The sequence below is a fragment of the Rhodococcus sp. (in: high G+C Gram-positive bacteria) genome, assembly GCF_049591685.1.
Lineage (GTDB): Bacteria > Actinomycetota > Actinomycetes > Mycobacteriales > Mycobacteriaceae > Rhodococcoides.
Genome location: NZ_JBAWFH010000296.1, coordinates 1 through 11,719, shown reverse-complemented (window position 1 = coordinate 11,719; position 11,719 = coordinate 1). Strand labels below are relative to the sequence as shown.

The window sequence follows — 11,719 nt, the reverse complement described above, 5'->3', positions numbered from 1 at the left end:
CGGCAACGGTCGTCACGTTCTCACCGATTGCCGCGACGGTTCCCGTCCACTCGTGTCCGAACACGGCGGGTGGGAGCGCGGCCGAGGAGTAACCATGCGTATCGGTGGCACAGATACCGCAGTATGTGATTGCGACGACCACACCGTCGTCCGCTGGTCGAGGCGGCTGTGCGTCCTCGACCGTTTCGGCCTGTTCGGGAGCGACGACGTGGACGTATCGGTTCTGTTCCAGCACGCATGCAAGAGTACTTACTTGACAGGCATTCCATCAAGGCGGGCTCGTGGCAGCGTCAGTCGGAGATGTGAACCTTTCGATCCGGCTCTCCGCGGAACCGTGAGACGGTGCCGTCGATGCGGAGCTTCTTCCACAGATACTTCGACACCGGGTTCATCATGCCCACTTCACTGGCGAGCATGCGCACGTCACCGAAGTACGACGAGAGTTGCTCGTGCCCGGTCGGGCTGTTCCAGTAGGCCTCTTTGACAACGCTGCGCGGGATGCCGAGATTGGAGGCGAGTGTGCGCGGCGGGGCCATGATGACGCCGGCGAGCCAACGCATGATGATGGGCGTCGACACCGAGACGAGCCATCTCGTCGAACGGCGCTGGTTGGGGTAGTGCTGTCGGATGAAGTGGTGCGCGAAGGAGATATGGCGGGCTTCTTCTGCGATGTGAATTTCCATCGTGCGCAGCAGGGCGGGCGGAACTTCCTTGCCCTGCCGGATGACCGACTTCTGCCAGTGGTCGATCGGTTCCTCACCGGCGAGGATCCCCACGAAGAAGATGAGCGGCATCGACGCTCCCAGCATTCCCATGCTGGGTGATGCGAGCCGGAAGTCTTTGCGCATGCCCGGTACGTCGGCGCCGGAGCGGTTCACCAACTCCTGGAACATCTGAATGTGGTTGCACTCCTCCGTAATTTCGTGGAGGCAGTAGCGGAACTCTAGCGAGTTGTTGGGCATCCGCATGATGAACTGCATCATTCCGCGGATCAGGATGGATTCGAAGGCGGCACCGACCTTGACCGCATTGATCTGAATGTGGCGACCGACCTCGATCTGCCGGTCGGCGGGCAGTGCTCGATACCAGGACGTACTGCCGAGGGGGTGATTGACGGGCAATACCCAGCGGGGGTCGTCGGCGTGCATCTGAAACTCATCGCTGTCCCAGTCGATGTCCAGATACGGGTCGAAATTTCGTCGCACCGACCCCTCGGACAGCACGTCGAGCATCTCGCGATACGACTCGATCGGCAGCCTCGTGTCGGTGGACGCTTGCCGCGCCTTCTTGCTCCGAGCAATTGTGACCATGCGATCTTCACCCTCCCTGAACAGCTGGCTCTTCCGTGCTGGAACAAAACAATCACGCTTGCTGGTACTTATGGTTACACACAGTCGTGAGCGTTGGGAAGGACCCGGCAGGAAACGACGAAACCCGGCCGCAGCGAGGACGCCGGGGCCGGGCTCATGTCGTGGACTTCTAGCCGGTGACGCCGGTCAGCTCATTGGGCGTATGAGCCAGTTCGCCGGTGGCCGAGATCGCGCCGGTGGCCAAATCGACCGCGTGAACCGCATCACCGGCCGGGTCGGACACGTATGCGGTGCCGTCCTGCACGAACAGCGCCGGGCGCGGTTCCTGCCACTTGACGGGCTCTTCCCAAGCATCGACTACGGGGATGGTCTTGGTGACGGCCTTCGTGTTGACGTCGATGATGTGCAGCGCGCCATCGGTACCGAGCACGATCGCTTCACCGGCCGGGCCGCGGCCGAGCGAGCGGAACGTGTAGCTGGTGCCCAGATCGACGAGCGTGAGCTCACCCGAAACGGTGTCGGTCAACGACACGCGGGTCGGACGCTCGAGCTCGGCATCCGGATCGGTCTTGTAGTCGCCGAGCAGGATCGGCGAGTTCTCGTCGCCGGCCTGGTTGCCGATGCGGCCGTAGGCGTCCGGGCTCTGCACCTTGCGGATCTCACCGTCGCGGTAGATGAGCAGGCCGTCCTGGCATCCCACGACGACGGTCTCGTCGGCAGCAACGGCTTCGCCGTGGACGCCCGGGCATTCCTCGTTCCGGGCGATCTCCTTGCGATCCGCGTCGAGCACGACGATGCCGGTGCGCTCGTCCTCGTTGCCGACCGTGGTAAGCAGTGAGCCGTCCGACAACTCCACTGCAACACCGTGATGCGCCTCGGGCGTCGTGTACGACTCCGCTTCGGGCTTGCTGCCTTCCAGCAACGCAGCCGACTCGAACATTTCGACCTTGCCGGTGCCGTCGTCGAAGAGAACCGTCTTACCGTCGTGGCGCACGACGTGACCCGGCGTGGTTGCGTCGAACTTGATGTCGGTCAACGCAGGCGTGGAAGTGTAGGACTGCGAACCGTCGGTCCATGTTCCGGCGTCGAGGGCTGTGAAAGCACCTGTCCCGCTGACGAAGAGATGGCGCCCGTCGCCGGCCGGGTTGAGCCGGGTGAAGCCTTCGATACCCGAGATGTCTTCGACCGTCTCGAGCGTCGTGGCGTCGAGGATCAGGACGCCGCCGTCATAGCTGGTGGCGATGCGGGGCGTGGGCTCCGAGTTTGCCTCGGCGGCAGCGGCTTCGGCGGTGGTTGTACCGGCGGATTCCGCCTCGGTGGTCGATTCAGACGAGCAGGCCGCGAGAAGTGCGACCGATGTACTCAGCGCAACTGCCGCGCCGAGGGTGCGATAAGAACGGGTGGTCTTCATGTTCCAAAGAATTACAGGTAATTGCAAACGATTGTCAAAGCCATTAGTGCGTATGAATGCATGTGCGGCTCCGCCGCCGGTGTGCCTTTTGTGCTGACCTGGCAACACAAAAGGCACACCGGTGCGCAGCGCCTTACGACAAACCGGCCGCTATGGCTGAGGAATTGAACTCCATCATGTCCAGGTAGGTCGATGCTTCCGAGGTTTCGTCGCCGAGCGATTCGGTGTACAGCTCGACGACTCCGATGTTCACGCCGGCTTCCGATGCCATCACCTGGGCCAGTCGGTCGGGTTGCGAGGAGTCGACGAATATCGTTGCCACACCTGCTGCGCGGACTGTTCCCGCCAGGTCGGAGAGGTCCGATGCGCTGGGTGAGGCGAGTGTCGTACCGCTTGGGATGACGGCTCCGATGACCTCGAAGTCGTAGCGGTCGGCGAGGTAGCCGAACACGTGGTGGTTGGTCACCAGTTTGCGTTTGTCCGGCGCGATCGGTTCAAAGCGTTGGGCCATGCTCTCGTCGAGTTCGACGAGTTGCGTGTCGTATTGTGCAGCGGCCGAATCGATTGCGTCCACATCGACTCCATCGACGGACTCCTTCAGCGCATCGCGAATGAGCTCGACCACTGCGCGCATTCGGGTCGGGTCGGTCCAGATATGCGGGTCCTGCGCTCCCGTGGACTGTCCGGTGACGTAGGCGATGGGGTCGGCCGACGGTCCGGCTTCGACCACGTTCACTCCTTCGGAGCGGGCGGCTTCGATGGTGTTGGCGACGCCCTCCTCGAGCCCGAGACCGTTGGCTATCAACAGGTCGGCCGACTCCACCTGGGCCGCTTCTGCCGCCGAGATCTCGAACGAATGCGGATCGGAGTTCGGCGGCATCAGCACCAGCACGTCGGCCTGGTCGCCGACGATGTTGGACGTGATGTCGCCGAGGATGTTCGTGGTCACCACGACGGTGGGCCTGCCGGACGCATCGGCGTCCGAGCAGCCCGCCAGGACGGCAACGACCGGAAGGGCCAGCAGTAACAGTTTTTTCATGCGCCGACCACTCCGATCGATGCGGGCGAGATGTCGAGGTCGAGGGTGCGGGCGATGCGTCCTGCGTCGCGGTAGTCGATCTCGGTGACGGTGTCGGCTTTCGGGTCGGAGACGTACACCCTGTTCCCGCCCACCTGCATCGACGGCGTCTCGTCGTCCTCTACGTACGGAGCGGACAGCACCGGCGTCGACGACAGCTCCGCGCCGGTCACCCCGTCGAACGTGCGGAAAGTGCCGTCCGTCTGCAGCGAGAAGATGGTCTTGCCGTCACCGGAGACGCCGGATGCCAACGCCTCGTCGGCGGTCTTCGCCTCGACCCACTGCCCCGATCGGGTGTCGAGCACGAGCACTCCCCCGGCGGTCGCGGCCGAGACGAGTGCGCTCTTGCCTTGGTGATCGAACGACCATGCGCGGTTTCCGGCCGTCGGGTAGGGCATCTTGGTGGTGGTGAAATCGTCCTCGACCTTCAGCACGCCGTCCTCGCACGCGAGCACGAGGTAGCTCGAGAACACCGCCTCGCCGTGCATTTCGGGGCATGAGCCGTCGAGGGCGCGCACCATTTCGCCTGTCTCATTGCGCAATTCGAGGGCGTTCGGCAAGTCCTCTTCGGTGCCGCCCGTCGACACGACGTACTGGTCGGACATCGGGACGGCGATGCCGTGGTGAGGTGCGGCGGCGTCGACCGTCGTGGCGACGGTGGCCTCACCCTTGCCGAGGACGTCGAAGTCGACGATGTCTGCGGTGCCGGTGCCGTCGTAGAACACGGCTACCTTACGGTCTCCCGCGATGACGTGGGCGGGATCCTCGCCTACGAGCGATCCGATCTCGGTCGGGTCCTTGACGTACGAGTGGGAGTGATCGCCGTGCTCGATGGTCCACGAGCCGGGGTCGAGGAAGTCGACGCGTCCGCCCTCTCCGTCCACGGCGACGACGTAGCGCCCGTTCACGGTGGTCAACCGAGCTGCGCTTTCCACGTCGAAAGAGCCGACGGATTCTTCGGTCGCGAGATCGATGACCTCGATGCGCCCGGAGTCGGCGTCGGCGACCACGAGGCGGGGTTCCGGGCCCTCGACCTCGGTCGATCCGGCCTCCGCGGCGATATCGCTGCCTGCGCGTGCAGCACCGGTTGTCGACGCGGTGGACGACTCGGCCGCGTTCTCCTCGCTGCTACATCCTGCGATCGCCAGCGCGGAGACGCCGACCAACATGACCAACTTGCGTACGGACACCACAAACCCCTAACAGAAACGATAACGATTATCGTTAGGTTAAGTCATGTCAGCGGGCGCCGATCGGGCGCCCCTGAGCACGCTTCGCCACCACCGCTCCACGACCCGATTTCGCCGCCGCGACGACGAAGAACTGCAGCACTGCGAGCCCGGCAATCGTGGCACCGGCTGCCGTGTTCGCATTCCACGACACGATGAGACCGATCGCGGTAGCCGACCATCCGAGCAGTGTGGCAATAATCATCGACTGCACGATCGAACGACCGAAGAGGTAGGCGGTAGCGGAAGGCGCGACGAGCAAACCGAATACGAGCAGCGTTCCGACGATGCGGAACGACGCCACGACAGCCAGTACGACGAGCGCCAGCAGAACCACATGCGCGAGGCGAGGTTTGAACCCGTATGTCTGCGCCTTCCGTTCGTCGAAGACCAACGCGACGAACGGCCGGTAGGCGACGACGGACACGGCCAAGGCGAGCGCTGCGGCGAATGCGAGGAACACCAGGTCCGCGTATGTCGCCGAGAGCACGTCACCGAACAGGAACGCCGTCAGGTCGACGGCGAACGACCGCGCCCGGGAGACGATGACGACGCCGAGTGCCAGCATGCCGACGAAGAGCAGTCCAATTCCGGTGTCCTCCGACAGCGACGAGTTGCGCGACACCCATGCCACTCCCCCGATCATCACGACCGCGCTCACGGCGGCACCGATCATGAGGTTGGCGCTCATCAAGTAGGCGACCGCAACCCCGGGCAGCATGCCGTGCGAGATGGCATCGCTCAGAAAAGCCATGCCGCGCAATACGACCCACGTGCCGACGAGTGCGCACAGAATCGACACCAGCATTCCTGCCCAGAGGGCGCGCTGCACGAAGGAGACCGCAAATGGGTCGAGTAGCCAATCCACAGCGAGGAGACTATGTGACAATGGTTGTCGTGAGCGAATCGGTGTCCGTACATTCCCTGTCCGTTGCGTACGGATCTACCACCGCGTTGACCGACGTCAGCGCAACATTCGCGCCCGGCACCGTCACCGCCCTCGTCGGCCACAACGGCTCAGGCAAATCGACACTGCTGCAGACACTCGCCGGCATTGTGCGCCCCACGTCGGGAACCGTCGCAATCGGACGACGACGCGTCAGCTACGTCCCGCAGCGCAGCGACGTCAACGACCGGATGTCCATCAGCGTGCGCGAGGTGGTCGAGATGGGCACCTGGCCGCGGCGTGGGATCCTCGGCCGACCCCGTGTCGAAGAAAGGGAAGCCGTCGACTCGGCCATCGAACGTCTGCGACTCACCGAACTGCGATCACGACGCTTGTCGACGCTCTCCGGCGGCCAGCGTCAGCGCGCCCTCCTCGCGCAGGCACTCGTCGAGCGCGGCGATCTCGTCCTGTTGGACGAACCCACCACGGGTCTCGACGCCGAGGCACGCGAGATCATCGACAGCGTGGTCGCCGACGAGGCAGCACGGGGAGCCACCGTGGTGATGGCCACCCACGACGCGGACGATGCACGACGAGCCCACGCCACGATCACCCTCGGACGTGGAGAGATCGTGCTCAGCCAGTAAACGTCAGCCAGAAGACGTCAGCGATTCGACCCGCGGCGTCACGGTGGCCGGCTCTCGGCCCGACATCAGGTCGAGGATCACCTTCGGCCGGGCGAGCCATTCGCGTCCGAAGTTGCGTGCGAGTGCCATCGGGTTGCAGTCGCATTCGGCGTCGACCCCGTGGGCGTCGATGCCGGCGTCTCGGCACAGGGCCACCGCCCGCGAGACGTGCAGACCCTGGCTTACGACCAGTGCATCGGTGACCCCGAAGGTGTCCGCGGCCCGGATGCACGAGTCGTGGGTGTCGACGCCGTGGTCGTCGCCGACGATGATGTCGCGGTCGATGCCTGCGTCGACCAGATAGTCGGTCATCGCTGCTATTTCGTCGCCGGACCGGCCGTCGGCGTCGCCCGACACCAGCACCGCCCGGGCCTTTCCAGCCTCGACGAGTTCGATGGCCGCGTCGAGGCGACCGGAGAGGAACTTCATCGGTTTGCCGTCGCGCACCTGCGAGCCGAGCACGATGACAACGGGCGCCTCCGGTGAGTCGGCGGTGCCGTGCACTCGCCCGAAGGACTTGTACTCCACCCAGGCAGCCGAGCCGAGAACGACGGCCAGGACGAGGGCGACGCCCACGCCGAGGACGCGGAGGATGCTGCGCCGCTTCTTGCCCACGAGTACTCAGCTTACGCAGAATCGTTCGACTTGCTTTCGACAAACTCGTGGCGCACTCGCGCGCAATCCGTACTGTGCATACTTGTGACGCGCGGCACATAGTTGCACGGACGGGGCGCGCCGGGAACCGAGGAGTGGCACGTTCATGAAGAGCACCATGCAGGACACACCGTTGTCGATCGGCCAGCTCGTCAGATTCGGGACGTCGATTCACGGGTCAGCCGAAGTCACCACGTGGGGCGAGACCGGGCCGACCACGGTCACGTTCGCCGACCTGGGCAAGCGCGCCGCTCAACTCGCGCACGCCCTCCGGTCGATCGGGATCGACGACGATCAGCGCGTCGCCACCTTCATGTGGAACAACGCGGCACACATGGAGGCGTACATGGCAATTCCCGCCATGGGCGCGGTGCTGCACACGCTCAACATTCGGCTTTTCCCCGAGCAACTCACCTATATCGCCGAACATGCGGACGATCGCGTCATCATCGCCGACGCGAGCCTGCTCCCCCTTCTGACGCCGCTGCTGCCCACGATGCCGACGGTGCGACACCTCATCGTTGTCGGCGCAGGCCCCGATGATGTGCTGGCACCCGACGGCATGAAAGTGCGAAACTACGAAGAGTTCCTGGCGGGTCATCCGGAAGAGTTCGATTGGCCGGAGCTCGACGAAACCTCGGCAGCGGCAATGTGTTACACGTCCGGCACCACCGGAGATCCCAAGGGTGTCGTCTACTCGCACCGCTCGATCTGGCTGCACTCGATGCAGGCGTGCATGACAGACGCCATGGCGATCGCTCAGTCGGACAAAGTTCTCGCGATCGTGCCGATGTTCCATGCCATGTCGTGGGGTCTGCCGTACGCGGCGCTGATGGTCGGCGCGTCGATCATCATGCCGGACAGGTTCTTACAGCCCGCGCCTCTCGCCGAAATGATCGAGACGCTGCGTCCGACGGCTGCCGCCGCAGTGCCTACGATCTGGCAGGCGTTGTACGCCCATCTCGCCGAACACCCGGTCGACCTGTCGTGCCTGCGTGACGTCGTCGTCGGCGGTAGTTCTTGCCCGCCGAGCCTGATGCGCGCGTTCCACGACGAGTACGGCCTGCACATCACACAGGCATGGGGCATGACCGAGACGTCCCCACTGGGAACATCGGGGCGTCCGGACGCAGGGTTGTCGCCGGAGGACGAGTTCGATCTGCGCTGCACGCAGGGAAGATTCGTCGCCGCCGTACGTGCGAGGCTCGTCGGCGACGCGGGCAACGAACTGCCATGGGACGGTGAGCAGGTCGGCGAGCTCGAGGTACGTGGCCCGTGGATCACCGGTAGTTACTATCGCGGCGACGCGGCAGACAAGTTCGACGACGGTTGGCTGCGCACCGGTGACGTCGGCACCATCTCCCCCGGAGGATACCTGCGGCTCACCGACCGGTCGAAGGACATCATCAAATCCGGCGGCGAGTGGATCTCCTCCGTGGAGTTGGAGAATCACGTCATGGCGCACCCCGATGTACTCGAGGCAGCGGTCATCGGTGTGCCCGACTCGAAGTGGGACGAGCGTCCCCTGGTTGCCGTGGTCATCAGAGAAGGGGCCGAGATCAGCGCCGACGAGCTGCGGGAGTTTCTCGACGGGCGGGTGGCTCACTGGCAGCTTCCCGAGCGCTGGACCTTCATCGACGAGGTCCCCAAGACCAGCGTGGGCAAGTACGACAAGAAGCGGCTCCGCAGTTCGCATGCCGAAGGAGAACTCGCGGTCATTCAACTGGCCTGACAGGCCTACCATCGACAAGCATGGAACCCAAGAGCTACTCCTCGGGCGAGCGAGTGTTCGGCCCTCCCCGCGGGACGTTCGACGCCGATTGGGCTGCAACGGCCCTGCGGTCCAATCGGCCGGAACTCGACTTCGCCACCTCGGTGCGCGCAGTCGAGGAAGCCTGGGAGCTTCTGCGCACCCGCGGGCTCAGGGGCGCAGCACTGGCTGCCGCCCTCGCTGATGCACCGGCTGATGCACCGGCTGATGCACCGAGAATGGACCCAGAGTTGGCTGCCGCCGTCGCCGCCGTAGCCACCGAAATCGCGGAGTTCTATCTCGACCGATAGCCCGTTGGGAATCCGGCGGCAGTCGCTGTACTCCCGATTGGTAAGTCTGGAAGGAATGCTCGGTGCGTCGCTCGACGATCCGACGCACAGTGCATGCCTGGGACTTGCGTTGACCGCGTGGCGTTTGCACACCGGGCTCGATCCGCAGGCGGCTTCCGCGCGCACCTCGCGGGTAACTGTGCTAACTCGAACAGGGGAGCACTTGCCGTCCGGGCCTTGCTGCCCCGGTTCGCAATGTAGGCGTCGAGACTTCGCACGAGGTCCGCGCAGTGCTCGGTGTCGAACGCGATGACGGGTCCGAGTTGTTCGGCGATGAACGCCGTGACCGCCCCGGGAATCATTCCGGTGGCCAGCTACCGTCGGATACCTGGTCGATGTAGGCGGTCAACTGTTCGGAGGACCGTCCTGGCAGCCCCAGACCGGTGGTCAGGAGAAGTTCTCCCCCGGGCGAGCAGCCCACCCATCTCGTTTCGCAGGGTGGGCAGCATTACTCCATACTTCGCCGAGGGGGCAATCCGCCATAGATGGATGTGTGCCGAATTGACACAGCGTCCCTTGGCAACCTGATCCGAGGCTGGTCGACTTGTGACTTAAGACCACAATCGGTGAACCCCATCGACACAAGGAGGACATGTGATCAGTTCAGAGCGCACCGACGAGTACTACCTCGGGCTCGCGATCGAGCAGGCGAAGATCGGCTGGGAGGAGGGCGGCGTGCCCATCGGCGCGGCGCTCGTTCACGACGGCGAAGTTCTCGCCGTCGGCCGGAACCGGCGCGTGCAGATGAACAGCGCGATACGCCACGGCGAGACCGATTGCATCGAACAGGCAGGACGGCTGACAGCGTCCGTCTACCGTAACTCCGTCCTTTATACGACGTTGTCGCCCTGTTTCATGTGCGCGGGAACCGCCCTGCTGTACGAGATCCCGAGAATCGTCGTGGGAGAGAATCGTTCGTTCGAACGCTCGGAAAGCCTGCTGCGTGATCACGGGGTGAAAGTCGACGTCGTCGACGATGCCGAATGCGTCGGGCTCATGGAACGCATGCTCGCAGAGCGCCCGGGCCTGTGGTTCGAGGACATCGGCGAAGAAGCGTGAGCAGCAGAGCCGTACCCGACTCCGACCCCAACAGAGCAGCCGACCCGAACAAGGCAGCCCACCAGGACGACCCTGTCGATCCGGACTATCCCGTCACTGCGGTGCCTCTCAGTGCTCGCAAACCGTTCTTCTCGCTTGCAGTGGTGCTACTGGGGTTCACCATCTTCACACCGACGATGCTCGCCGGAGCAGCGCTCGGTACCGCATTCTCGTTCTGGCCGTTGATTCTGGTGATCGCGGCCGGATCGGCGATCTTGGGTGCGTATGTCGCCATGATGGGTTTCGCCGGTGCGCGCACAGGCCTCACCACCGTTCTCATGGCGCGCTACAGCTTCGGCAGCCGCGGATCCAAACTGGCGTCCCTGTTGCTGGGCGGCACGCAGATAGGTTGGTACGGAGTCATCATCGGCACCATCGGTGAGCTCACTGCCCAGGCGATGGGCTGGGAGTCGTACGCTGCGAGCGCAGCGGTGATGATCGGCGCAAGTATTCTGATGTGCATCACCGCGTGCTACGGCTATCGCGGAATGTACTGGGTGTCGGTGGTGTCGACACCGCTGATCATCGCTCTGGCGTGCTGGGTGGTGTCCAGGTCGCTCGACGAGGTCGGTGGATTCTCCGGACTGACCTCGGCCGCACCCACGACGACGATGACTGTCACGCTCGCCATCACGACGGTGGTCGGTACGTTCGTCTCGGCCGGGACGCAGGCGCCCAACTGGACCCGCTTCGCCCGCTCCGGATCACAGGCAGCGTGGGCGTGCATAATCGGCTTCTTGGTCGGCAACGGGATGATGATTCTGTTCGGTGCCATCGGAGCGATCACGTTCGAAGAGGGCGACTTCGTCTTGATCCTCTACAACTTGGGTTTGGTCGGCTGGGGCCTGATCCTGCTGTTCGGCAACCTGTGGAAGAGCAACGCCGACACCGCATATGCATTCGGAGTGGCCGGCGCCGAGATGTTCAGGCATCCGAAGAAAGCGCCGTTCATCATCGGAGGATGCGTCATCGGTACCGTGCTCGCGCTCGTCGGCGTCCAGAACCACCTCGTCGACTATCTGAGCCTGCTCGGTACCTTCATTCCCCCGCTGGGCGGCGTTCTCATCGGCGACTTCCTGTGCCGGTGGCGTCGAGGCGTTCCGGAGGATTACGTTCCCCCTCTCGTGCACTGGCCGCATCTCGCTGCCTACTCCTTCGCAGCTCTTCTCGCGTGGTTGTCGGGCGAATTGGAGCTGGGTATCCCGCCCGTCATCGGCATCGTTGTTGCAATTGCGTCGACGATGTTGCTGCACAGGTACACCCGCGC

The 11,719-nt window shown here is 64.1% G+C and carries 12 protein-coding genes; 5 read left to right on the top strand and 7 right to left on the bottom strand.

Annotated features, from left to right (window positions below; genetic code table 11):
• The 6 genes from WBQ44_RS12380 to aztB form a co-directional block, all read right to left on the bottom strand.
• Nucleotides 1-235: alcohol dehydrogenase catalytic domain-containing protein (locus WBQ44_RS12380; RefSeq protein ID WP_495566983.1), on the bottom strand; the 235-nt coding region annotated here is incomplete at its 3' end.
• 55 nt (nucleotides 236-290) lie between these two features.
• A complete protein-coding gene (locus WBQ44_RS12375; RefSeq protein WP_495566984.1) occupies nucleotides 291-1,232 on the bottom strand; it encodes an AurF N-oxygenase family protein in 942 nt (313 codons plus the stop codon).
• Between the two features lie 247 nt (nucleotides 1,233-1,479).
• The gene (gene aztD / locus WBQ44_RS12370) at nucleotides 1,480-2,721 is read right to left on the bottom strand and encodes a zinc metallochaperone AztD (RefSeq protein ID WP_495566982.1); all 1,242 of its coding nucleotides are present in this window, start codon (nucleotides 2,719-2,721) and stop codon (nucleotides 1,480-1,482) included.
• A 133-nt stretch (nucleotides 2,722-2,854) separates the two neighbouring features.
• The gene (aztC, locus tag WBQ44_RS12365) at nucleotides 2,855-3,760 is read right to left on the bottom strand and encodes a zinc ABC transporter substrate-binding protein AztC (protein ID WP_495566981.1); all 906 of its coding nucleotides are present in this window, start codon (nucleotides 3,758-3,760) and stop codon (nucleotides 2,855-2,857) included.
• Complete coding sequence (locus tag WBQ44_RS12360) at nucleotides 3,757-4,989, bottom strand: PQQ-binding-like beta-propeller repeat protein (protein ID WP_495566980.1); 1,233 nt, start codon at nucleotides 4,987-4,989, stop codon at nucleotides 3,757-3,759. The genes aztC and WBQ44_RS12360 overlap by 4 nt, the downstream gene beginning before the upstream one ends.
• A gap of 49 nt (nucleotides 4,990-5,038) precedes the next feature.
• On the bottom strand, nucleotides 5,039-5,896 hold the full coding sequence (aztB, locus tag WBQ44_RS12355; RefSeq protein ID WP_495566979.1) for a zinc ABC transporter permease AztB: 858 nt from the start codon (nucleotides 5,894-5,896) through the stop codon (nucleotides 5,039-5,041).
• Between the two features lie 20 nt (nucleotides 5,897-5,916).
• Here aztB and aztA point away from each other — a divergent pair, with 20 nt between their 5' ends.
• Nucleotides 5,917-6,561 carry a zinc ABC transporter ATP-binding protein AztA gene (aztA, locus tag WBQ44_RS12350; RefSeq protein WP_495566978.1) on the top strand — a complete coding sequence of 215 codons (645 nt, stop codon included), beginning with the start codon at nucleotides 5,917-5,919 and terminating at the stop codon, nucleotides 6,559-6,561.
• A 3-nt stretch (nucleotides 6,562-6,564) separates the two neighbouring features.
• On the opposite strand, the gene WBQ44_RS12345 is transcribed toward aztA, so the two are convergent.
• Nucleotides 6,565-7,215 (bottom strand): SanA/YdcF family protein, encoded by a 651-nt coding sequence (locus WBQ44_RS12345; RefSeq protein WP_495566977.1) that lies wholly within the window; start codon nucleotides 7,213-7,215, stop codon nucleotides 6,565-6,567.
• 145 nt (nucleotides 7,216-7,360) lie between these two features.
• Here WBQ44_RS12345 and WBQ44_RS12340 point away from each other — a divergent pair, with 145 nt between their 5' ends.
• The 4 genes from WBQ44_RS12340 to codB form a co-directional block, all read left to right on the top strand.
• Nucleotides 7,361-8,986, top strand: a complete 1,626-nt coding sequence (locus tag WBQ44_RS12340) for a long-chain fatty acid--CoA ligase (RefSeq protein ID WP_495566976.1) — start codon at nucleotides 7,361-7,363, stop codon at nucleotides 8,984-8,986.
• A 20-nt stretch (nucleotides 8,987-9,006) separates the two neighbouring features.
• Nucleotides 9,007-9,315: a hypothetical protein gene (locus tag WBQ44_RS12335; RefSeq protein WP_495566975.1), complete on the top strand. Its 309-nt coding sequence runs from the start codon at nucleotides 9,007-9,009 to the stop codon at nucleotides 9,313-9,315.
• 633 nt (nucleotides 9,316-9,948) lie between these two features.
• A complete protein-coding gene (locus WBQ44_RS12330) occupies nucleotides 9,949-10,413 on the top strand; it encodes a nucleoside deaminase (RefSeq protein ID WP_495566974.1) in 465 nt (154 codons plus the stop codon).
• Nucleotides 10,410-11,719 (top strand): cytosine permease (gene codB, locus WBQ44_RS12325; protein WP_495566973.1); only part of this gene is annotated, 1,310 nt, incomplete at its 3' end. The genes WBQ44_RS12330 and codB, both read left to right, overlap by 4 nt.